General features: G+C 50.6%; 19 protein-coding genes. 8 read left to right on the top strand and 11 right to left on the bottom strand.

Annotation, left to right across the window (positions count from 1 at the left end; genetic code table 11):
* Positions 1 to 141 precede the first annotated feature (141 nt).
* Positions 142 to 561 carry an alternative ribosome rescue aminoacyl-tRNA hydrolase ArfB gene (gene arfB, locus ACQ66Q_RS16505; RefSeq protein WP_430457795.1) on the bottom strand — a complete coding sequence of 140 codons (420 nt, stop codon included), beginning with the start codon at positions 559 to 561 and terminating at the stop codon, positions 142 to 144.
* Positions 562 to 730: 169 nt separating this feature from the next.
* Between arfB and ACQ66Q_RS16500 the strand changes: the two genes are divergently transcribed.
* The gene (locus tag ACQ66Q_RS16500; RefSeq protein WP_430457794.1) at positions 731 to 2,176 is read left to right on the top strand and encodes an ADP-ribosylglycohydrolase family protein; all 1,446 of its coding nucleotides are present in this window, start codon (positions 731 to 733) and stop codon (positions 2,174 to 2,176) included.
* A 186-nt stretch (positions 2,177 to 2,362) separates the two neighbouring features.
* Here ACQ66Q_RS16500 and ACQ66Q_RS16495 read toward each other — a convergent pair whose 3' ends face one another.
* Positions 2,363 to 4,345 carry a PKD domain-containing protein gene (locus tag ACQ66Q_RS16495; RefSeq protein ID WP_430457793.1) on the bottom strand — a complete coding sequence of 661 codons (1,983 nt, stop codon included), beginning with the start codon at positions 4,343 to 4,345 and terminating at the stop codon, positions 2,363 to 2,365.
* Between the two features lie 665 nt (positions 4,346 to 5,010).
* On the opposite strand from ACQ66Q_RS16495, the gene ACQ66Q_RS16490 reads away from it, so the two are divergent.
* Together ACQ66Q_RS16490 and ACQ66Q_RS16485 are read left to right on the top strand one after the other, a co-directional pair.
* Positions 5,011 to 6,918 carry a putative bifunctional diguanylate cyclase/phosphodiesterase gene (locus ACQ66Q_RS16490; protein ID WP_430457792.1) on the top strand — a complete coding sequence of 636 codons (1,908 nt, stop codon included), beginning with the start codon at positions 5,011 to 5,013 and terminating at the stop codon, positions 6,916 to 6,918.
* A 12-nt stretch (positions 6,919 to 6,930) separates the two neighbouring features.
* On the top strand, positions 6,931 to 8,532 hold the full coding sequence (locus ACQ66Q_RS16485) for a methyl-accepting chemotaxis protein (protein ID WP_430457791.1): 1,602 nt from the start codon (positions 6,931 to 6,933) through the stop codon (positions 8,530 to 8,532).
* On the opposite strand, the gene ACQ66Q_RS16480 is transcribed toward ACQ66Q_RS16485, so the two are convergent.
* Positions 8,522 to 9,214, bottom strand: a complete 693-nt coding sequence (locus tag ACQ66Q_RS16480; RefSeq protein ID WP_430457790.1) for a TetR/AcrR family transcriptional regulator — start codon at positions 9,212 to 9,214, stop codon at positions 8,522 to 8,524. The two genes, ACQ66Q_RS16485 and ACQ66Q_RS16480, sit on opposite strands and share 11 nt — an antisense overlap.
* 87 nt (positions 9,215 to 9,301) lie before the next feature.
* Here ACQ66Q_RS16480 and ACQ66Q_RS16475 point away from each other — a divergent pair, with 87 nt between their 5' ends.
* From ACQ66Q_RS16475 to ACQ66Q_RS16455, 5 genes are all read left to right on the top strand, one after another.
* The gene (locus ACQ66Q_RS16475; protein ID WP_430457789.1) at positions 9,302 to 10,354 is read left to right on the top strand and encodes an efflux RND transporter periplasmic adaptor subunit; all 1,053 of its coding nucleotides are present in this window, start codon (positions 9,302 to 9,304) and stop codon (positions 10,352 to 10,354) included.
* The gene (locus tag ACQ66Q_RS16470; RefSeq protein ID WP_430457788.1) at positions 10,351 to 13,395 is read left to right on the top strand and encodes an efflux RND transporter permease subunit; all 3,045 of its coding nucleotides are present in this window, start codon (positions 10,351 to 10,353) and stop codon (positions 13,393 to 13,395) included. The genes ACQ66Q_RS16475 and ACQ66Q_RS16470 overlap by 4 nt, the downstream gene beginning before the upstream one ends.
* Before the next feature lie 256 nt (positions 13,396 to 13,651).
* Complete coding sequence (locus ACQ66Q_RS16465) at positions 13,652 to 14,374, top strand: HNH endonuclease (protein WP_430457787.1); 723 nt, start codon at positions 13,652 to 13,654, stop codon at positions 14,372 to 14,374.
* A 166-nt stretch (positions 14,375 to 14,540) separates the two neighbouring features.
* Entirely contained in the window at positions 14,541 to 15,014 is a 474-nt protein-coding gene (locus ACQ66Q_RS16460) for a DUF4920 domain-containing protein (protein WP_430457786.1), read from the top strand.
* Between the two features lie 9 nt (positions 15,015 to 15,023).
* Positions 15,024 to 15,572, top strand: coding sequence for a DUF1697 domain-containing protein (locus ACQ66Q_RS16455; RefSeq protein WP_430457785.1), 549 nt, complete (start codon positions 15,024 to 15,026; stop codon positions 15,570 to 15,572).
* 197 nt (positions 15,573 to 15,769) lie between these two features.
* Here ACQ66Q_RS16455 and ACQ66Q_RS16450 read toward each other — a convergent pair whose 3' ends face one another.
* From ACQ66Q_RS16450 to ACQ66Q_RS16415, 8 genes are all read right to left on the bottom strand, one after another.
* Positions 15,770 to 16,513, bottom strand: a complete 744-nt coding sequence (locus tag ACQ66Q_RS16450) for a DUF695 domain-containing protein (RefSeq protein ID WP_430457784.1) — start codon at positions 16,511 to 16,513, stop codon at positions 15,770 to 15,772.
* 24 nt (positions 16,514 to 16,537) lie between these two features.
* Positions 16,538 to 17,470, bottom strand: coding sequence for a leucine-rich repeat domain-containing protein (locus tag ACQ66Q_RS16445; protein ID WP_430457783.1), 933 nt, complete (start codon positions 17,468 to 17,470; stop codon positions 16,538 to 16,540).
* Positions 17,471 to 17,536: 66 nt separating this feature from the next.
* Positions 17,537 to 18,415, bottom strand: a complete 879-nt coding sequence (locus ACQ66Q_RS16440; RefSeq protein ID WP_430457782.1) for an RHS repeat domain-containing protein — start codon at positions 18,413 to 18,415, stop codon at positions 17,537 to 17,539.
* 215 nt (positions 18,416 to 18,630) lie between these two features.
* Positions 18,631 to 19,062: a hypothetical protein gene (locus tag ACQ66Q_RS16435; protein WP_430457781.1), complete on the bottom strand. Its 432-nt coding sequence runs from the start codon at positions 19,060 to 19,062 to the stop codon at positions 18,631 to 18,633.
* A 1-nt stretch (position 19,063) separates the two neighbouring features.
* Positions 19,064 to 20,023 (bottom strand): RHS repeat-associated core domain-containing protein, encoded by a 960-nt coding sequence (locus ACQ66Q_RS16430; protein WP_430457780.1) that lies wholly within the window; start codon positions 20,021 to 20,023, stop codon positions 19,064 to 19,066.
* Between the two features lie 271 nt (positions 20,024 to 20,294).
* The gene (locus ACQ66Q_RS16425) at positions 20,295 to 20,759 is read right to left on the bottom strand and encodes a hypothetical protein (RefSeq protein WP_430457779.1); all 465 of its coding nucleotides are present in this window, start codon (positions 20,757 to 20,759) and stop codon (positions 20,295 to 20,297) included.
* A gap of 178 nt (positions 20,760 to 20,937) precedes the next feature.
* Positions 20,938 to 21,876: an RHS repeat domain-containing protein gene (locus tag ACQ66Q_RS16420; protein ID WP_430457778.1), complete on the bottom strand. Its 939-nt coding sequence runs from the start codon at positions 21,874 to 21,876 to the stop codon at positions 20,938 to 20,940.
* Positions 21,877 to 22,175: 299 nt separating this feature from the next.
* On the bottom strand, positions 22,176 to 23,195 hold the full coding sequence (locus ACQ66Q_RS16415; RefSeq protein ID WP_430457777.1) for a LacI family DNA-binding transcriptional regulator: 1,020 nt from the start codon (positions 23,193 to 23,195) through the stop codon (positions 22,176 to 22,178).
* Positions 23,196 to 23,321 lie beyond the last annotated feature (126 nt).

Genomic DNA, 23,321 nt, shown 5'->3' with positions numbered 1-23,321 from the left:
TTCTCACTCTGTGTCTATCATCCAGGCGCGATGTCTCGCTGGAAAATCTTTTTTTCAGGCGTTGTAAGTTACCTGAATGTTGATAATTTGGAAATGCATGACCGCAGAAATGGCCTGCACGGCTAGGGAATCAGGGCCGGCTTAATCCTGCCCCGGCTTTTGCTGGCGCAAACTTTTGGTGCCGCTGCGTTGTTTTTTGCTGTCGAGCCGGCGTTGTTGGCTGCCGTAGGTTGGTTTGGTGGCGTGGCGTTTTTTCGGCACTATGCCGGCCGATTTAATCAGTTCGATCAGCTGCAACAACGCCGTTTCCCGGTTCATTTCCTGGCTGCGGCTTTGTTGGCATTTGATAATGATTTTGCCGGACGCGGTGATGCGATGATCGGACTTTTGCAGCAACGCCGTTTTGTAATGCGCCGGCAATGAAGACTGCTGAATATCAAACATCAGCTGCATCGCCGTTGAGGTTTTATTGACATGCTGCCCGCCCGGGCCACTGGCACGGATGGCTTGCCAGTCGATTTCAGCTTCATCAATGGCGATAGTCGAAGTGATTTGGATCATAGCTTACGGCTGTTTGGACAGATTGGTGCCAGTGTAACAGGAGTCGCGCCAATGCACTGCCGCCAACCAACACTGAAAATCACAACAATGCGCCGCCGGCTGGCCGTCGATTGACAGGCTCCCCACAACACTGCAGGATAAATGAAAGCGCTTTCCAAACGGAATTCTGATGCCAATTGTGATGCCTATGCTGCAACAAACCATGTCCCGCCGGCTGTTCGTCCGGATAGCGCAATTCAGCGCGATATGCTGCTTACTTTCATCCACACTGGCTGGCGCCGCCACGCCGCAGGCAAGCTGCGCTGCCACCGCGGCCAATGAATTTGCGCTGTCGCGGCCGGCCTATCAGGAAAAACTTGCCGGTTTCTGGCTCGGCCTCAGCATCGCCAACTGGACCGGGCTGGTCACCGAGATGGACAAAATCGGCGGCGCTGGCCCCGCCGGGCGTTTTTATACCAGGCAAGACTGGGGCAAAGCCGATGAACCCAGCATCTGGGGGCAAGGCGTGCCGAGTGATTTATCGCCAACGATTAACTGGGTGCTGCGCGGCCCTGACCAAGTCTGGGGCTCGGATGATGACAGCGACATTGAATATATTTACCTGCAACTGCTGCTGCAAATCCCCAATCCGCTGCTGACGGGCGCACAAATTCGTGCCGGCTGGCTGGCTTATATCTACCGCGACGACAACACGCCGCATCGCACCAAAGATGGCAAACCGGAGAATTTCCTTTGGGTGTCCAATCAGCAAGCCTTTGATTTGATGCAACAAGGCTGGTTGCCGCCTTTTACCGGCCTACCGCCGCAAAACCCGCATTACGACATGATTGACGCCCAGCTGACCACTGAATTGTTTGGCGCTTTGGCGCCGGGCCGGCCCGATATCGCGCAGCAGCTGGCGTATTTGCCGATCCGTACCACTGCGTCTGGCGAAGCCGCTGATATTGCGCAGTTTTATGTTGAATTGCATGCCCGCGCAGCGTTGTTCAGCCCTGAGCTGGTGCTGGATAAAAGCAAACTACGCGCCGAATTGCTGCAAATTGCCGCAAAGGCGCGCCAAACACTGCCGGCCAATCAATATCCGGCCAAAATGTATGACTTTGTGCTGGCGCAGTTTCAGGCCGGCGTGCCGTGGGAACAGGCGCGGGACGCTTTGTACCGGCGTTACCAGCTGGAACAACAAGACGGCTATCAAATCAGCGCCAAACAGTTGTATTGCAACGGCTGTTTTGCTGCCGGCATTAACTTCGCCGCCAGCCTGCTCAGTTATTTTTATGGCGCCGGCGACATGCAGGACACGATAAAAATCGCCGTACTGGCTGGCTGGGATTCCGACAATCCGGCTGCAACCTGGGGTGGGCTCTATGGCCTGATGCTTGGTGCCGACCGCGTAGAACAACAGTTTGGCCAGAAGCTGTCTAGGCGCTTTGATATTCACCGCACCCGCAAAGGTTTTGCCAACAATGGCCAGACCGACTTCGCGACTATGGCAGCACAAGGCGTCGCCGTCACCGACAAAGTGGTTACTCAGCTGATGCAGGGCAGACTCAGTGCAGACAAGCAGTGCTGGTTGATCCCCCTGCCCGCGCCAATCCCGCAAGCACCGCTGGGCTAACGGCACCCGCCGGTTTTATTCGTGTGGTACCGCCGCCGTTTCGAAATAAAAAAAGGACACCATTCATAGATGCCCTTGCTATTGTATGCTGCGAACTGACCGGTGTTACTATTAACACTTACAACTGCTTGAATTCACATAAGTCAGTGGCAAAAAGTTGTACAGTCTATGGATGTTCCGGCTTGATTACGGCAGCTTAAAATAGCTCTCAAACAATACTGTTTTGTTAGTTTCTTTTATCCGGAACTTGTATTGAAGCTCCAGTGGCACTCCACGCACCAAACTGGCTCTTGGGCTAAATTCATGCACGGTTCCGGCTGGAATAATTAGGCCATTGTATAGCCCATAAAAGTAAGCCTTGGCATCATTGCCATCTTCTGTGGCTTCTACGTTTTCAATCACAAAGTCTTTGCCTTTGCTGACTAGGTAGTATCTACCAAAATCGATGGTTTTATTTTCCTCGTCAATTACTCTGCTAACAGGAGCATCCCGAAGCGGCATTAGTAGTTCGGTCAGGACGCCTTCTCTTTCGTACAGCAACCGAATACTGGTATCCCGCACATTTACTGCGACAGATTCATCGTCAATCAGGGTGCCATCAGAGATGCTGACTTTGAAGATGTAAGTTCCTTCCATGTCAGGCATAAAACTCGCCAACGGTTTTTCTGCATCCTGTAGATTGACGACACTTTGTTCTGGTTTTGTCACCAAACTCCATTTGTAGCTCAGTGTTTTTCCAGCTTCGCCAGTACTAGCGCGAGCGTCAAGCCATACTGTATCTTGCGTCGCAGCCTCTGGTATGCTTTGAATTATCGCTACAGGCGGAAGATGTTCAACTGGTAACTGCTCATTCACGATCAGAACGTAGTTATCTGCTCCGACATTGCCCTGGCTATCTGTCAGCCGCAATTGCAACATAAAGCTGCCCGTTTCATCTGGCGACCATTCAAATTTGTTTGTGTTGTCTGCGCTCAGGAAGATTTGCCCCTGCTTTAACAACTTCCACGAAAATTGTATTGAATCCCCATCAATGTCATAGCTCTTAGATGCATCAACAGTTATTTTGCTGCCAACGGTATTTAGTTTGGTATAAAAAACTTGAGGGATAGGCGCGGTATTTTCCGAGGTGACATGACTTTCGAATGTAACAGGCATACTATCGCCCGAGCCGTCATTGACCACCAGACCAAACTGGTAGTGACCAGCCAAATCTGGCACAAAATCAGCTATTGCCTGATCGGCATTTTCCAGCTTTGCCTGACTGCCATTAGGGGCTTTACTTAAAGTCCAGACATAGGTTAGTAATTCTGCTTCAGCATCACTGCTTGCGGCGGCATCAAGCCTGATTACATTGCCTAACTTCACCCTAGGTGGCACTATGCCTGTAGCAACCGGCCTGCGGGTAAAATGGACAAAGGCTGTGCAGGCACTTCGAATCGGATCTGTGGTAAAAGTTGCTTTGTGACCATTACGCACAATGGTACCGGTACAACCATCAATAGATTTGACAGAAAACCCCGATAACGGCTCAATTTGAAAACTAGTGCTACTTTGCTGGCTCACCAGTTTTTCTTTTGGGATGACCGAGCCGCCGGCCTGGCCATATTCCCGCCAATTGGTCGCTGTGCTGACCAGCCATTTGGGGCTGACAAAATTGACCTGAATCTGACAATTCGCCGTTATCTTTGCAGTTGTGTAAATGTTGCCGGCTAATGTACCGCCACAGCCATCAACATGACCTAGTACGTAACCTGCATCTGGGACAATAGTGACTTTTGTTTGTTCGCCATGGGCTACATCCGTGTTGGCAAGTTCTACCTTACCGCCGGTGTTTGCAGCTACAGTTAACTGATATTTTTTCGCAACAAAACTGGCTGTTACTGTGCAATTTTGCTGCACAGCTCCTGTGGTGTAGGTTGAGCCGTTCAGCACACCGCTGCAGCCTGAAACTTGCTGCAGTTGAAAACCTTCCTGAGCCGTGATGGTAAAAGTAGTCGTTTGTCCAGACGCTACCGATGCCGACGTGGGCAAAATGGTGCCGCCGATGCTGGTTTGTGCGCTAACGGTCAATTTTTGTGCTACTGGCGTAGCGGTTTCACTCCCCCCGCTGCCACACGCAGACAACAGCGAAATACAAAAAGCTGATGCAACAATCTGAGTTCCATTCATTCGATAAATCCTTTTTAAATTCACTGGCATAGTTAAGTATCATTGCGCGTTTGGCAAGTGTTTCTGCCAATTTCTCAGGGACCCCGGATACAGGCTCGGAATCATACCGCCAGCGCTGTTAACGCTAGTATTAAACCTTGTTTTGCAGTTGAGCCAGTGGGGTGACTTAGATGGGGGCCATTTCGTTCGCATCCTTTGCCCCGCAAAGCAGCGGCAACACCGCACTGACTCTGTCGAACATCCGGCTAACACCGGCGACGGCAACTGCTGATCTGAGCTGCCCGGGCGCTTAAAGCTGGTAGTAAATGGACGTCAGCTAGTGACCAGCGGGCTTTGCTTGCCGCTAACTAGGTTCTGCATACGACTGATGGGGGGCGTTTCAACACGCCCCCTTTTTACGCTTTGACACTTTCCTCTTGCGACAGCTGCATGTCGCAAGTTGTTTTAATTGCTGCAGCGATCAACATCCACCACCAGCCCTATATTTACCTGCACTGTGCTCTGGAACAGGCCTGAATCTGTATCGTTACAGGGGTGCGACTGAGAACAAGTCACAATTCAGGTCAGACCAGAGAATATTCAATTGCTATCAAGGCTTTTTGCACAGAAACTGCGCAAACACCGCGATATTTTGGTGCATTCAAACCCCAGGAGTTGCTGTCTGTATGCTGAATCAGGAACTGTCTTTGCAGGGGACCCTGGATGTGCTTTACAACAATCTGAAAACCGGATTGATCGGCACCGGCGTAGCAGCAACGGCCGCCAGTTTGCTGCTGTTTCAGCACAATCAACATACCTCCGTAGGCATCTGGTGGCTGCTGATGATCAGTCTGCTGTTGTGGCGTGGCTATGACCTGCGTTGCTGGAACAGTCTGAAAACCAAACGGGAAAAATACCAGCCAAAAAATCTGCAGCGTTTTGCCATACTGGCCATCGCCACCGCAGTGTTGTGGAGTGTGTTTGGCCTGTGGTTTGGCATCGGCGCCGACTCCGAGCAACTCATCGTGATCCTGGCCACACTGGCGGCGATTGCCGCCGGTGTCACCAATGCCCTGTCGTCGAACAAAGCCCTGATCATCAGTTACATCGTGTTATGCCTGCTGCCTTTTGGTCTGTGGTTTTTATGGCAAGGCGGCGAGCAGGTGATTTTTGGCTACCTCGGCGTCATTTTTACCGGTCTGTTGAGCTTCTCTGCACGCAACAGCTACTTGTTTACGCTGGAATCGATCCGGCTGCGCCGGGAACACGAACATTTGCTGGTCAATCTGGAAACTGAGGTGTTGCTGCGCACGAAAGAGCTGTCGCACTTATCTGAGATTGAATCGCTAACAGGTCTGTATAACCGCCGCCGTTTTATCGAAATTGCCTCCGAGCTGACCGAAGTCAGCCGGCGTAACGAATTGAAACTGGCGCTGGTAATGATTGATCTGGTTGGGCTAAAGAGCATCAACGACGGGCTCGGGCATGAAATCGGCGACCAATATTTGCGCGAAATTGCCGACCGGCTGCGGGCCCTGACCCATGAACCCGCGATTTGCTGCCGCTGGGGTGGTGACGAATTTTTAATCGGCATTCCGATCACTGAAGCGGCTTTGTATGACTTTGTCGACAAGGTACAGCGCAGTATTTCCCAACCTTTGCGCCTGCAGGAAAATGCGCTGAAACTGTCGGCCAACATTGGGGTTTCGCTGTACCCAGACCACGGCCGCGATATCTCCAATCTGATAAATCTTGCCGACCTCGCCCTGTACGGCAATATCGAAAAAGCCGGTAAAGAGGGTTTTACCATCTATGACGAACAGATTGCCGGCAAATACCGGCGCAAATCGATGTTACGTACCCGGCTGGAGCAGGCGATCAGCAATCAGGAACTGCGGTTGGTGTTTCAACCCATCATCCGATTGGGTGCCGTCCAACAGAATTATTATGAAGTGCTGCTGCGCTGGACGTTAGATGGTAAACCGGTAACTCCCGACGAATTTATCCCGTTGGCAGAACAAAGTGGCTTGATCAATCCGATTGGTTATTGGGTGTTGGATCAGGCTTGTCTGGTGATCCGGGAAAGTCTGCAGCGCCATCAGCCCCTGCAATTAGCCGTCAACGTGTCGGCCCTGCAGTTCCAGCAGCAGGAGTTTGTGCCGGACTTACTGGCGTTGTTGGACCAGCATCAAGTCCCGGCCGAACTGCTGCAAATTGAAATCACCGAATCGGTATTCACCGTCGACAAAAATATCCTGATCGACAAAACCAACCAATTGCGCGATGTCGGTATCGCGATTTCGATTGATGACTTTGGCACCGGTTACTCATCTTTGTCGGTGATCAATGAACTGCACGTCAATAAAGTTAAAATTGATAAAGCCTTTATCGACAAAATCGGCGAAGGCGGCATGCCGGTGTTACGTGCCATTGCCTCAATGTCGCAGTCGATGGGCTGGGAAATTGTCGCGGAAGGCGTGGAAACTGCAGAACAGGTGCAGATCCTCACGGCGATTAACATTCACTACATGCAAGGGTACTACTTCAGTAAACCTGTTGAATACTCATCACTTTTTCCATTTTCTAACGAATAATCGAGGTGTCGTGTGAATTATCATGGTCTGCGTTTTAAAGCCAGTGTCCCTACTGTGCTGATGTTTATCACGCTGTTGTTTATCCTGACGTTATCTTCGGTGATAGTGTCAAAGCTGCAGAACATTGTGCAGGAGGAATCTGACGTCTTTCAGCAGGCCATCTCAATAGTACTGAACGCTGATCGGGATCTGTATCAGGCCAAACTGGCAATTTCAGAACATAAACTTGGCGCCAACCCGCAATTCAACACTGACTATCAGGAAAACGTCGCTCAGGCAAAAGACCGCTTTAACCAATACAAAGCGCTGATGACGACATATCCGCAATTCAGCGGTCAGTTCACTGATTTTGACCAGAAATTTAACGCCTGGACCAGCAGTGCTGACCAGTATTTTGCTGCAGGCGCAGCCAAAGATGCCGCCTTTGTGCAGCAGGAAGACCAACAGTTTGCTGCGCTGCGCAAAATCTATAACGACGCCGGTGAATTCGCTTTGAACCTGTCCAAACAACACATTGACGAAGCCAACAACGAAGTTCGGGACATTGAAGTCACAGCGCTGCTGATCAGCCTGTTAGTGTTTGCCGTTGCGGCCTGGTACAGCTTTAAAATGCCAACGGCGATTAAATCTAACGTCGAAACCATCATCCGCCGCCTCGATGAAATTACACAGGGCGAAGGCGATTTGACTCAGCGCATCAGCGTGCAGACCAAAGACGAGTTACGCGACCTGGCCGATGCCTTTAACCGCTTCCTTGATGCGCAGGCGCTGATGATCACCGACATTTTGCACAGCAGTGAACAGCTCGCCGCGGTGACCGGCAACATGCTGACGTCGGTGCATGAAACCAAACGCATCACACAAAGTCTGAATACCGCGACAGATTCAATTGTCAGCGCGGTACACGAAATGTCCGTCGCGAACCGCGAAGTTGCTGTAGTGGCCTCCGACACCGCACGCGAATCAGACGATTCACGCGGTTATGCCGAAAAAGGCATTGCATCAATTAAAGCGGTGTCCGGCAGCATCAGTGGCGTACTGGACGATGTCGACACCGCAATGAGTTTGTCCGAAGCGTTAAATAACAGTTCGGTCGCCATTTCCAGTGTGATTGAAGTGATTAGCGGCATCGCCGGCCAAACCAACCTGCTGGCGTTAAACGCCGCGATTGAAGCCGCGCGGGCCGGTGAGCAAGGCCGCGGTTTTGCCGTGGTCGCCGATGAAGTGCGTAAGCTGGCATCGAAAACGCAGGAAAGCACCGAAGAGATCAAAGGCACCATTCATACGCTGCAGCAACTGGTGACTGAATCGACCCATGCCATCCGTCGGGGCAAATTATCAGCCGACAACTCAGTGCAACAAACGGAAGTGGCAGAATCGGTGTTTAGTCATTTGATGAAATCGTCATCAGAAGTCAGTGGTATGTCACTGCGCACAGCAGCAGCAACTGAGCAGCAGTCGCAGGTGTCGGAAGAGATCAACCGTAACCTGCATCAGCTGCATGATCAGTCGGTGGTTGCAGACCAAATTGCTGACCAGAACTATGTCCTGATCAATGAGTTAAAAGAAGTTGCCGGCCATTTAAGCGGCTTAGTCGGTCGTTTTAAGGTTTAGTCTCTGGCGGACAGGCATTCAGTTCACACTGATGCATCTGTAAAAACAGCGTCACCACAGTGCGGACATGGCCGGGTAAATCGGTCGGTTTGCGCTTCGGTGACTGCTGAAACATATTGCGCAGCATATCCATCCCGACCAGCATGCCAAACAAAAATTCGGAGCTAAGCGCCGGATCCGGACAACAAATCACTTTGGCCTGATGCGCCTGCGATAACCAGGCTTCAACCTGCTCACAGGTCGCTTGCGGGCCTAACTCATACATCCGCAGCCGCAGTTCTTCCGGCATGCCCTGATGCCCCTGTAATGTCTTCATCAGACACAGATGATCTTCGCTGAATAAATACTGCAGCAGACGCAGGCTGAAACTTTCCAATGCGGCAAAGGTTTGCGCGGCGTTTTGCACGGCGGGGCTTAAACTTTCGACAAAAAAATCAGACTGGGCACGCAGCACTGCTTCAATCAGCGCGTTGCGGTTGCCAAAGCGCGAATACAAAGTGGCTTTGGACACCCCGGCTTTAGCGGCCACGGCCTCCATCGTCAGCACACTGGCACCTTCAAATAACAGGATTTGCCGCGCGGCCTGCAAAATGGCGATATCCTTATTGCGATCAACCGGCCGTCCGCTTGCTGCAGGGCCTGATTGAGGGAGATGGGATGTGCCGGGAGTTGTTGTCATCATTTTTCTCTTGTTTATTGAACGCGGCCGTTCAATAATGCATTTCTGAACGAAGCCGTTTAATAATACCAGACTCTGCCCGAGGTGGCCATGTTACGTACTCTTCCTCTGCTCGCCCTTGTGTCTCTGCCATTGTGGCTGAGCGGTTGTTCCGATCCCGCTGCTGCCAATAGCAATGCAGAAAAACCCAGAGCTGTGCTGACCCAAGCATTACAACCAGCCGGGCAACAACAGCTGGTGTTAACCGGTGTGGTGAAAGCGCGCAACGAAGTGCCGGTGGCTTTTCAGGTCAGTGGTCGCATCGCAGAGCGGCTGGTGGAAGCCGGCCAGCGCGTCGAGCAGGGGCAGCTGCTGTACAAACTGGATCCAAAGGATTTAGCCGAGTCGGTCCGCGTCGCCAAAGCTGCGCAGGCCGCCGCCAAAGCCAGCCTGGAGACAGTCCGGGCGGAAAAACATCGCACAGCGCAATTGATTAAACAACGCTTTGTCAGCGAACAAAGCAGCGAACAGGTTGAACTGCGCTACAACGAAGCCAAAGCCAATCTGGACCGCGCCAATGCGCAGTTACAACAAGCCGAACATGGCCTGAATTACGCGAATCTGACGGCTGGAAGCGCCGGCATCATCACCGACATCAGCGCGGAACCGGGTCAGGTGGTCAGTGCCGGCCAACGTCTGGCAGCCCTTGCCAGCGCGCAACAATCGGAAATTGAAGTGCAGTTGCCGGAACACATCACACCGCCAACGCAAGGTACTGTGTTGTTCGGCAGTGAAAACCTGACGCTGACGCTACGAAGCGCCGCCGGCAGTGCCGATAGCGCCAGTCTGACCCGCCAGGCGCGCTATAGCCTGAGTAGCCAACCAGCCGAACTGGCACTGGGCCGGGTGTTGCAGGTCCAACTGCAGTTGCCAGTCAGCGCGCAGCAAGTACAGGTGCCGCTTGGCGCATTGGATGAACGCGGTGCGCAGCCGCAGTTATGGCAAGTCGTCGATGGCAAAGCACAGCCGTCTGCGGTCACAGTACTGAAACTGGACGGCGAATTTGCCACAGTACAAACCAGCCTGCCGGCTGGGAGCAAAATCATCACGCTTGGCACTCACCTGCTCAGCAGCGGCATGGCCGTGCAGGAGCTGCAACCATGAGCTTTAACCTGTCCGTGTTGGCCGTACGCGAACGCGCCATCACGCTGTTTTTTATCTTGCTGGCCTTTATTGGCGGTGTCTGGGCCTTTTTATCCTTAGGCCGGGCCGAAGATCCGTCTTTTACCATCCGCGCCATGATTGTGTCGGTGTATTGGCCGGGCGCCACTGCCGAAGAAATGCAGGCGCAACTGGCCGACCGGCTGGAAAAACGTATTCAGGAAGTACGCAATATTCACAAAATCGACAGTCAGATCCGCCCGGGCGCGGCCAATCTGACCATCGAATTTAAAGACTACACGCCATCGGCGATGGTGCCGGATTTGTTCTACCAGATCCGCAAACGGATGCAGGAAGAAGCCACCTCGATGCCGGCTGGCGTGATTGGCCCGGTGGTCAACGACACCTTTTCAGATGTCTATTTCAGCTTGTTATCGCTGAGCGCCCCCGGTCTGCCGTTTCGTGATCTGAGCCGTCAGGCCGAATCGCTGCGTGATGAGCTCAGCATGGTGCCCGGTGTACTCAAAGCGGTGATCATCGCTGACCGGCCTGAGCGGATTTATATCGATTTTGATCAGAATAAACTGGCGGCACTGGGTGTCAGCCAAGCTGAGGTACAACAGCAACTGAGCGCGGCCAGCCGCCTGTTGCCGGCCGGTCAGATTGAGACCAAAGGCCCTGGGTTACAGCTGCGGGTCGATGCACGCACCGATAGTTTCAGCGAACTGCAGCAGTTGTCGCTGCGGGTTGGCGGCAAGCTGGTCAAACTCAGTGATGTTGCACTGGTCCACCGCGGTTATGAAGAGCCGGCGCGGCTGTTGGCCCGCACCGGTGGCGATGCCGCGGTATTGGTTGGCGTCGTGATGCAGCCGGGGGAAAATGGCCTGGTGCTTGGCAAAGCGCTGCAGCAAAAACTGCAGGATATTCAGGCCCAGCTGCCGCTTGGCATCGAATTGCACCAGCTGACCAACCAGGCCGAAGCTATCTCTAAAGCCGTTGATTTATTTGAAATCAAATTCCTTGTTGCGGTGCTGGTCGTAATGGCGGTCAGTGTGCTGGCGATTGGTCTTCGCGCCGGTTTAGTCGTTGGCATCGCGATTCCGCTGACGCTTGGCATCACCTTTTTGCTGATGAAAATGGTCGACATTAACCTCGACCGCATCACGCTGGGTGCTTTGATCATTTCGCTTGGCTTATTGGTCGACGACGCCATTATCGCCATCGAAATGATGATGGTAAAAATGGAACAAGGCATAGACCGAGTGCGTGCCGCCAGTTATGCCTGGTCGGCCACGGCAGCGCCGATGTTGTTTGGTACGCTGGTGACGATTGCCGGTTTTGTGCCTATCGGTTTTGCCAAATCCGGCGTCGGCGAATACACCGGCAATATTTTTTGGGTGGTTGGTTTTGCCCTGATTGTGTCCTGGGTGGTGGCGGTGACTTTTACGCCGTACCTTGGCGTCAAGTTGTTGCCGGATGTCAAAGCCCATGCGCATGACCCTTACCAAACGCCGTTTTACCGCAAACTGCGCGGGTTGGTGCAGTGGTGTATCAACCGCAAAAAAACCGTGATTGGCATTGTGGTGCTGGCGTTTGTGCTGGCAGTGCTTGGCATGGCCAAAGGCGTGCAGAAACAATTCTTCCCAAGCTCGGATCGGCCGGAAGTGCTGGTCAGTATTTACCTGCCACATGGCACTGCGATCAGCAATACCGACGCCGTCGCGCTGAAGGTCGAACAACTGCTCAAAGGCAATGAAGATGTACGATCGCTGTCGAGTTTTGTCGGGGCCGGCGCGCCGCGCTTTTTTATCTCGGCGAACCCGGAACAACCGGATCCATCTTTTGCCAAGATTTTGATTGTGGCCAAAGATGCCGACGGTCGTGACCGCTTAATCAATCTGTTACACCAGCACATCGATGCCGGCGAATTCAGCGCCGCCCGGGTCCGTGTCACGCGGCTGTTATTTGGCCCGCCGGTGCCTTGGCCGGTCAGCTTCCGCGTCATTGGTAAAGATCCTTTAGAACTGCGGCGTATCGCGTATCAGGTGCAGGATGTGATGACGGCTAACCCGAATACGGTTGGTGCCCATCTGGAATGGGAAGAGCGGATGCCGGTGCTGCGGCTGAAACTCAATCCGGACCAACTGCTGGCCTATGGCCTGACCGCCGCCGACGTTGCGCAGCAACTGCAATTCCAGTTCAGTGGCGCGACCGTGTCGCAGCTGCGTGAAGATATCCGCAGTGTCGACGTCGTGGCACGGCTGGCGCGGCCGCAAGCGCTGCAACCGGATTCTATCGAGCTGAAAACGCCACAAGGCAAAGCGGTGTCGATCCGCCAGCTCGGTGAGCTGGTCATTGATTACGAAGAGCCGCTGCTCAAGCGCTACAACCGCCAGACCTATCTGGCCGTGGTGGCTGATGTCAAAGGCGCGCAACCGAATGATGTGTCGAATAAAATCTGGGCAGAACTGGCAGATATTCAGGCCAAACTGCCGGCGGGTTATCGCATCACACAAGCCGGTTCAGTCGAAGAGTCCGGCAAAGCCAATGCGTCTATTCAGAAACTGATGCCGCTGATGGTGGCGCTGATGCTGATTTTTATCATGCTGCAGATGCGCTCGTTCACCGGCATGTGGATGGTACTGGCGACAGCGCCGCTTGGTTTGATTGGTGCGACGCTCGGTTTGATGCTATTCCGTCAGCCGTTTGGTTTTGTTGCCCTGCTTGGCCTGATTGGCCTCGCCGGTATTCTGATGCGCAACACGCTGATTTTGACACAGCAGGTCACCGACAATCTCAACGACGGCTGGGCACCACGTGATGCGGTGGTTGAAGCGACCATTCACCGCGCCCGTCCGGTGCTGCTGACCGCGCTCGCCGCGATGCTGGCCTTTATTCCGCTGACACTGGACACCTTCTGGGGCCCGCTGGCCTTTGTACTGATTGGCGGTGTCGGTGTTGGTACTGTGCTGACGCTGCTGTTTGTGCCGGCGCTGTATATGGTGTTCTTCCGCAAACGTCTGGCAAAAATCCCGACGGTGTAAGGATGTACGGCGCAACTTGCCAATGCGTGACAACTAGCGAGCTGCGCTTGCCGTTACCTACAAGCACTAATTATGCAGTAGGTACGTGCAAGCGCAGCGCCGCCGTACGTGATGACATAGCAAATCAAAAGACCGCTGAACTTATCAGAGCCGCTTAACAAAGGAACTTTATGGCATCGCTGGCAGTTGGTGTCCCCTAAATGTTTGCCTAGCTTGTGCATTTCTGGCAAAACTGAACAAAAACGGGATGCGGAAAATGAAAACGACAGTGGAACAAGTAAAAGCTCTGGTTTGGGCTTTGGCTGATGAGTTAAATGCAGGTTTGTCCCGAGCTGTAGTTGAACCATATCAACAAGATGTAACGCTTGAAAATATCAGCCTGAAGAAAGTATCACCAAATAAAGGAAAGCTTTACATCAAGCCGTGCAGTAAAGGCTATGAAGTCGTCCCCAGTTTTGCAGACGATGTCGAATTAATGTCCCCATTTCTTGTTGCGCTTACCGGGAAAAAACATAAGCGATATGTCCACAAGTCGCTCCAACGCGAACCCATTTGGGAATTAGAAGATTGGGAAGATGTGCGCAAAGCGGCCTATTTTTTTGCACAAATCCCTTATCAGTCCTCACTCGCTGTAATACAACAAAACTTTGAAACGAAGCTAAGTAAAGCGCTGCAAGACAGTTCTGAGCAAAGACGTCGCAGACTGGCAACTGCATCAATAATGCCATTAACCACGCAGGTAACAACAAGAGTCTTTCTGCGAAATCCGGACGTTGTGGCTGAGGCATTGTACCGGGCCAATGGTTTTTGTGAAGTCTGCCGCAAACCAGCACCGTTTCTAAAAAAAGCAGATTCAAGCCCGTATCTGGAAGTTCACCATATCAAACGATTAGCAGATGGTGGCCATGACTCACTGGAAAACGTGCTAGCACTCTGCCCCAATTGCCATCGACAGGCACATTACGGGATCACTCAATAACAGTATATTGATAGACTCCAATCTGGTCGGTGGCGCTTTGCTTACCGACCCTACGGCAAGTCAAATAAAACAAAAGTCTGCGAACCCAAGACGGTCAATTCCCTTGAGTTGACAATCCCCCTTAAAAGCAAAGAGTATAGTTTTTTTCAACCACAGGATGTTCCCCATGAAAAAAACCATCGCTTTGTCTCTGGCGCTACTGTTAAACACAATCGCAAGCCCAATAGTCCACGCCAGCCAGAGTTTTGGCCCGGCCTTTGATTTTGCCAAATCAGGCAGTGTGACGGTCGCTCAGGTACTGGCTAAACCCGCCGGATTTCTGCAGCAACCCTTCACAGTCCAAGGCAAAATTGACGCGGTCTGCCAGAAAAAAGGCTGCTGGATGCAGTTTGCTACCGCCGCTGATCAGCCAACCTTTCGTCTGAAAGTTAAAGACGGCGACATCGTGTTCCCGGTCAGTGCCAAGGGCAAAACCGCTTACGCGCATGGCTCGCTGAAGGCCAAACCGATGACGCTGGAACAAACCAAAACCTACCTGAAACACCGCGCTGAAGAACAAGGCGAAGCCTTTGATGCGGCGGCAGTGCAAAGCGCTATCACGCTGTATCAGTTTGAGCCTGTTTCAGTGCTGATTGAATAAGGTGGGTATGTGAGTACTTATATTCTGTTGCTGCGCGGCATCAACGTTGGCAAAGCCAACCGCTTACCAATGGCCACATTAAAAACCGTGTTAGAGCAACTGGGTGCTCAGCAAGTGCGGACCCTGCTCAATTCCGGCAATGCGGTGTTTAGCCTGCCAGCCAGCCCTGGCTGCGACCTGCTTGGCGATCAAATCGCAGCAGCTTTACTGGCAGAAACCGGTCTGGACCTGCATTGTATTGTCAAAACCGCCGCCGAGTTGCAGGCCGCTGCGGGCGCGGTCAATGCTGAAGTGATGACTGGCAGCAACGAACCTGACCCGAGCCGGTTTTTGCTCGGCTTTTGTCGTGATCCGCAAATATTCAGCCAATTCGCCAGCGTCGCAGCCACTTTGCCGGCGACCAGTTCAATACTGCAGATTGGCAATGATGCCCTTTATCTCTATTGCACCGACGGGATTAACCAATGCCCGATCGCAAACCTGCTGGTCAGCAAAAAATGGCGGCTGATCACAGGCCGGAATCTGGCGACGGTGCAGAAAATCCTTGCGATGTTGTAGCAGGAAACTGGCAGTAAAGAGCGAAAAGCAGATCTAAAAATGACTGATTTTCGAAAAAATAAATGTCCGCTTTGCTGCTGTTGCGGACATTGTGGGATTAGCCTGAGAACCAAAAATAGGAAACCCATAGTTCGGTGGACACTATGGGTGTTTCGGGTTACTTAAGAAATTACTATTGCGCTTTAGCCCGCTAGAAATCACATGGTTTTGATCGCTGACTCCCAGCCGTCATAGCGCCCACCCAGCTCTGCTGCAGCCATAAATAAAGGCAATGTATACTCGTCAATTTGTTGGTGTGATGGAATACCTTTATTGCTAACCTGCACGCAATAGCGCTCGTCGTCATTATCTTGCAATTGCGTACCCAAGACCTGATAGCCCGCAGCCTGCGCCTTAGCGGCATATTCTGAAACTGCTGTTTCGGTTGCAAAATATGCCCAATGCATGATTTCACGAGGTGTCTTGAACACTTCACCTTTTTCTACCATGGCATCACAAACCCGACGGTTTTTAATGCTTTCCAGTTGCGTCTCTGATGGCATTAACAATTGGAAATACGTCTCCCAATCAGGGTCGGGATTAATACCGCCTTCCCAGGCATATTCAGAGAAATCGCTCAGACTAAGTTCCAAGGCTTCTTCGTCTATGTCATCACTTCTACTGTAAAAAAACAGGTCGCGGCAACCATCGGAAGTGAGACGGCCCACATAAATCATCTTGTTATCTGCAGTCAGAGCCTCGACAACTTTATCCTCAATCTGATTGAGCGTTACAAACTCGGCCTGACTGGATAAGCCGTCTTCGCGCGGCTGGCACATCGGAATACGCAGATAAAACAACTCCGGGTAACCAGCCAAAGGCGCTCTGCTGGCCAAACCCAAATTCAGAGAAATCGATGCGGGTTTGTCATTAACTAAACACTGATAAAAATCCCAACTCACAAAATATTCCTTGTAGAAGATTAGTTATTTCTGATTTGTTGCCTGCAACAGGATATCTGGTTGGTCAAAATCAGCCCATTTCCATTTCTTAACCAGCTTATGGCTATAGTGCTTTCTCGGTTGAAAACTCAGAATCGCCAGTTGCGGTAAAGTTAACAGTGCAGACAAATCACCATCCAGAACGTTGGTAGATGCCTGGAAAAAAAATGCTTTTAACGCTTTTGCACCACCAACCGCCGCAATTGACGGGATTTCACTATTTCCAGTAAGTCCTAGGATCTCCAACCTTGGTAAATCCGCAACAAAACTGATATCAGTCAACTTATTACAGCCTTCGATATTGATCCGTTTTAACTGCTTTAGTTGTGCAATTGGAGAAAAGTCGGTCAGACTACGGCAGTTAAACAACGACAATTCTGTCAAATTTTTAAGTGCTGGTAACCATTCCAATGACTTGATATTACTGTTGGCAATGGTTAGTTTTTCAAGCCCAGTCATGTTGGCAATGTGCGAGAAATCCTTCCGGCGGATCTCGTCAAAATAAGCGGTTGTGATCCAATCACAATCCATCACACTTTCTGCACCAGACCACCAGTGGATGTAAGCCTTCTTAAGCAACTTTAGCTTTGTAAAATCGACAGTATCTTTACTTGAAAAGGTTATATTCAACTCTTCAAGGGATACCATTTTTTCTATAGCCTGAACACCAGTTGTATGCGATGTAATAATTGCCAGGTTTCTGACGTTAGGCAGCTCCGCCAGAAATGAAACATCCTCAGAACACCAGCCCTTTGAACAATTGAGAGTAACAGCTTCTATCCCTTCTCGATTGATCAGCGCAACGACTTCATCAATCGGCTCATCCCGCACAATAGCAACCCTGCCGCCAACAGGAAAATCAAAGCCTGGATATGGGATCGGCTGAACTTCGATTGCATAATCAATTTTTGTATTCATGTTAAACCTTCTATGAACCGACCTTAAGCTATTGTATAAATAGTTTCAGGTCGGCATTCTCATTCATTAGCAGCCGTTACGCATGATCCGGCTGCCTGCTTTGCATTGCCGCATGACTCCCTTCAATTCCCATTTAGACTCTGCAATTTCATTCCTTTTATTATCAAGCTTTGTAACACCACCTGCGTCATTCATCGCATTTTGCTCCTGAACACGGGCATCTTGATGATCGCCTTTTTTATAAAACCCAATTATTTCAGCGCCATCCCGGTCCCTTCCATCTTTTGCGTTTAATGCTCGTTCACCGAGATTGTCAGCGCGACCAATATAGTCCAGTCCGGATTCCAGTTTTTCACCGGAGATCTTGTAAATCACGCCTAAATCTTTACCAAAACCGGTCGCAATATCTATGGCAGCAAAGACATCATCCGCAGTAAATTTTCCATCGCCAAGCGTGACTGCATTGTCAACAAAGTCTGCAATTTCCTGCTTGCCCGCTTTACCAAAGTCCCATCCATTTTGTGACGCTTTTTTAACGACTTTGTAAGCAGAAACAATCAGTTTTGTCTGCCCATCTGGATCCACCGCATTCATCGGATCATTGCCGACATAGGCATACCAGTTCATGCCATCTTTATACCCAATCGGGTCTGTCTGCAGGAACCGGCCAAGTTTAGGATGGTACACCCGTGCTTTGTAGTGATAAAGCTCGGTGCCGGGCAGCAGGATTTGACCGGTGTAACGAAAGCGTGAAGTACTTTGGTTAATCGGTTCGCCATAAGGGCCGTATTGGTGTTTGGTGGTGACAGTACCGGCGCTGTTGGTTTCCGCCATAATGCTGCCGCGCTCGTCGGCGAGCAGGTAGGTTGGATTGGTGGTGCCACTGCCGTCATAGCTCACCAACGGGTCGTCGCTGCCGATGCCATGCACATAGCGTTTAAGCATCGTACCGGCAGCGTTATATTCCGCTATTAACTCTTAGCGGACTTACAAGCAGGTGGTTCTGGCTCCGTTGATACCGCATCCGCAGCACAGCAAAGTGGTGTAGCCATGCTCTTCAAAGCTACTGTTGCGGACATTGCTGGGTTTTTCTATAAAGAACACCCATAGGTCAGGTGAATCTATGGGTGCTTCAGGTTTATTTGTGCGGGTGTATTATTCTAATAATTCGTTTGGGAGTTCTTTTCAAACGACGCTATTAGTCTATTGAGCGCTTCTAAATGTGAAAAATCCCCAATTTCGAATAACTTTTCAGCAATTTTTAATGAAGTTTTAAATTCTCCATTTGTAGTTATCTGGCCGCGCAAAATTATATCATTAACAAATTTATCATGATCCACGTAGTCTATTTTAATGAGCTCGCTCAGTTTATTTCTTTGTTCTTGACTCAGGTCGTCTAGAATATGTAGTAATTCATTTTTTGCCAGTAGAAGTGCTTTTAAATTATTTGACGTATAGCATGCATACACAACATCAGCCATTTGTCGCATATACTTTTCGGCTGATTGATCACATTCGATTACGTAATCTATAAATGTGGTGCACCAATCGTTTAATACATCTAGTTCAAGTTGCTTCTTGATTTTTTTCATATTAAAAATTCCCGTCATACGGCGCTATCTCGCCAAACGCTTCTGTTGAGGCATTATGATAAATTCTACCGAAAGGATTAATTTTACTTACACCTCGAATACTATTTGCTACACCATGAGACCCCACGCCACCTAAACTATCAATTTTCTGCTGTTCACGACCTCTTATGGCGAATCTGCCGCTGGTGCCTTGAGCATACTTGTCCAGCCTTGGGCTTCCAAAACCTAAAATTTTCATATGATGGCTACCAAATCTTGCATTCATAATCTTAATTGGGTCCCCATAGCCACTTGTTCGTCCTACATATATGGACCCATTTGGCCCCGTTAATGTATATGTAAGATGGGTTTTGATGCTTTCATCTACAATTGCGGCACCAACTAAAATTCCGGCCCCGATCACTTCGCCAACTGGTAACGGCCCGTCAGCTGCAGCAGAAGCACCGGCTGCAGGTAGTGCGATCGCCATTGAAGGCCCAACGTTGTCGTTATAAGTACCTAAGTTGGAATCAACTCCATACTCTGAACTGTTAACTGACGTTTTTCCACGAATTCGGGTTCCCACACCTGCCTTTTTTTGAGCCATCCCATCCGGATCCACCGCATTCATCGGGTCATTGCCGACATAGGCATACCAGTTCATGCCGTCTTTGTAGCCGATCGGGTCGGTTTGCAGGAAACGACCTAGCTTCGGATGGTACACCCGGGCTTTGTAGTGATAAAGCTCAGTGCCGGGCAGCAGGATTTGGCCGGTGTACCGAAAGCGTGATGCACTTTGGTTAATCGGCTCGCCATATGGGCCATATTGGTGTTTGGTGGTGACAGTGCCGGCGCTGTTGGTTTCCACCATAATACTGCCACGTTCGTCGGCGAGCAGGTATGTGGGGCTGGTGGTGCCGCTCCCGTCGTAACTGACTAAAGGGTCGTCGCTGCCGATGCCATGTACGTAGCGTTTGAGCATCGTGCCGGCGGCGTTATATTCCGCTATTAACTCTTAGCGGACTTACAAGCAGGTGGTTCTGGCTCCGTTGATACCGCATCCGCAGCACAGCAAAGTGGTGTAGTCATGCTCTTCAGAGCTGCTGTTGCGGAAATTGCTGGATTTGCGCTAGGTCAAAAAAAGAACACCCATAGTTCGGCGGAAGCTATGGGTGTCTCAGATTGCAAGCGCACATAATTAGATGGACAACGGGATGCTTCGCTTTTAAGTTTATATCACGAGATATTCCCGCTTATATGTGTTTCTTTACAACTGATAGGCATAACTTACTCAGGTCAATCCTAGATATAGATTCTGGCCCGATCGTATAAAAAATTCCTTCATTTTTATTTATTAATAAACTATCCCCAACCATAGATTTGAAATGTATTTCATATAATTCGCATGAACTTGATACTTTTTTGCCAAAAACTAAAACCCCACTTTCAATAGCGGTTTTCATGTTATCAATCGGGTTTTGCAAGTGCAATATTACAGGTTCTAGACCGTAAATATCAACAGAAGATAGCGCAAAGCCTCCATTGTAATTATCACCAACTAATACAAATCCTGTAATCGAGTACTCAACCCCTTGAAATGTAAATGACGAGCCACTTTTCAACTCATGCATTAACAATGCAATTCTTGACGCCCCCGGAAAAACAAAAAGAATTATCAACAGACATATAACAGAAACAATTAATATTGATTTTTTCATAGAGCTCCCTTAATAAAGTCATCGCCACAAATATTAACTCATTTAGAAATACATAGATTTACTCTGAATCATTCTGTGATGTGAATAAACATTCATCCGTCGATATGTTAAAAATGTCAGCCTATTACACATACACTGAATGTAGAAATGAATCGTGTATAGATATTAACTCTCAAATTTAACAACCATCCTTCCTAATTCTGCTTCCAGCACACTGATTTTTTTCACCATATTTTTTATCCGGCTTTGTTGATGAACTATCTAATTTTTCAAGATTTCTGTAAGGAGTTCGGCTGACTGTCGATACATTGACCTCGCTACTAACGGCATTTTTTATTGCGCCGTCAGTCATAATGCCGCTCATAGTGTTTCCAGGGATTCCTGATATAATTTTCCCACCGTTTTTTATCACTGAGTTTCGAAACAATTCTTTCGAAGATCCATTAGCTTCAGCAAGGGATTTTCCCAATTCTGAAGGTGATATTTTGCGGTCTAAAGTATCGTTTAAATCACTATAAGCTTTATCCTTTATAACCTGAGTTCGTTGCGCGTCTTGAGATAACTGATCAAACCCATCTTTCGCCTCAATTGCTCCAACAATTGTCCCCGCAGTCAAAAGAGCACCGATACCACATGCAAAAGGACCTGCAATACATGCTGCAAGAGCATTTTCTCCATCAGGATCCACCGCATTCATTGGGTCATTGCCGACATAGACATACCAGTTCATGCCGTCTTTGTAGCCGATCGGATCGGTTTGCAGAAAACGGCCTAACTTCGGATGGTACACCCGGGCTTTGTAGTGATAAAGCTCGGTACCGGGCAGCAGGATTTGTCCGGTGTAGCGAAAACGAGAAGTGCTGCTATTAATCGGTTCGCCGTAAGGGCCGTATTGGTGTTTGGTGGTGACAGTGCCGGCGCTGTTGGTTTCCGCCATAATACTGCCGCGCTCGTCGGCGAGCAGGTATGTGGGGCTGGTGGTGCCGCTCCCGTCGTAACTGACTAAAGGGTCGTCGCTGCCGATGCCATGTACGTAGCGTTTGAGCATCGTGCCGGCGGCGTTATATTCCGCTATTAACTCAAAGCGGCTGTCCCCAAACGCCAACAAATCCACCATCGGCAGCCGCGGAGTGAGCGGTTAAGAGTGAGCGCGGGAGGCGCGAACGGGCGAACGCAGTGGTGGCGATGGTGGATTTGCCACGATCCATCCGGTTGATGCTGTTAGCGGTCTACAAGCTCAGTCAATATCGAATAGCTGCAACTGGCACAAAACCTCAATCCTGCCGGAGCCATAACCAGACCCTCTCTCTTAGCATGACCGCACTGCTGTCGGGCACCTATGTCGCGGTGAATAACACTTAACATCTGGGAGAAGAGACATTGGTTTGCGCCGTACCGCAAGACACGGCGCAGGATTCAAAGCCGCTTGGTTGATTCCCGCACCACCAGCGTCGGCGCGACTTTTGCCGCCACATGACCTGCAGCGTGGCGGTTGTCTTCGATGTCCATAATGATTTTAGTGGCGGCAAGCTGCGCCATTTGCCGCACCGGGCGGCGGATAGTGGTCAGGGCCGGAATGATCCGGCTGGCGAGTAAGTTGTCATCGAAGCCGGCGACGGATAACTGCTCCGGCACTTTGATGCCAAGTTCATGCGCGGCTTTTAATACACCGGCGGCCATCTGGTCGTTGTTGGCGAAAATCGCCGTTGGTTTCACTGCGCCGCTCAGCAGTTGCTGCGCGCATTCGATACCGGTTTCAAAACTGTTATTGCCTTCAACAATCCAGTCCGGCCGCAGCTTGATGCCATAGGCGGACAGACCAAGCTGAAAGCCTTCCATCCGTTCGGTGGACGATTTATAGCGCTGTGGCCCGCTGATAAAAGCAATGTCCTGATGCCCGAGCTGGGCAAAATAACGCGCCATTTCTGCCGCAGCGGCGCGGTCGTCAGAGACGACGGAATGATAAGTCTCGTCTAACAGCACGGACGTTAACCGCACATAAGGCCGCTCGGCTTCTTTCAGCGCAGCAGCCAGGTGATCGAGCTCCGACACTGGCGGCAGTAAAATCACGCCATCCAGTTTCGAGCGGTTGATAAAAGCAAAGCAGTCCTGCACCAGCGTTTCGCTGCGATAGCGGCACGGATGTACCACCAGCTCGTAACCCAGCTGACTGCAAACTTCCAGCACGCCGCGTTGCACATCATCGAGGTATAACGCATCCGGGTTGTCATAAATCAGCCCGAGCAGGTAAGAGCGGCTCGACGCCAGGCCACGCGCCTGCGGACTCGGCGAATAATTCAGCTCAGCAATCACTTTCTCCACTTTGACCCGCGTCGATTCACCGACTGCCAGCGAGCCATTGATCACCCGCGAGACCGTGCGTTTGGACACACCGGCTAAGCGGGCCACATCGTTAATGGTGGATGATTTGAGCATGTAAATGATAGTTCTCCCCGAGCGGTAAATGCTGCTGTGCTGCCGGTCTTCACCGTAGCGGCCACAAGGCCGGCAGCGCCATTCTAATGAACAAGCTGGTGAAGCGCTACACCAACCAGCTTTGTT

Origin of the sequence: Rheinheimera sp. (assembly GCF_965283995.1) — a bacterium.
GTDB lineage: Bacteria > Pseudomonadota > Gammaproteobacteria > Enterobacterales > Alteromonadaceae > Pararheinheimera.
This window is presented reverse-complemented; position numbering and strand designations above follow the sequence as displayed.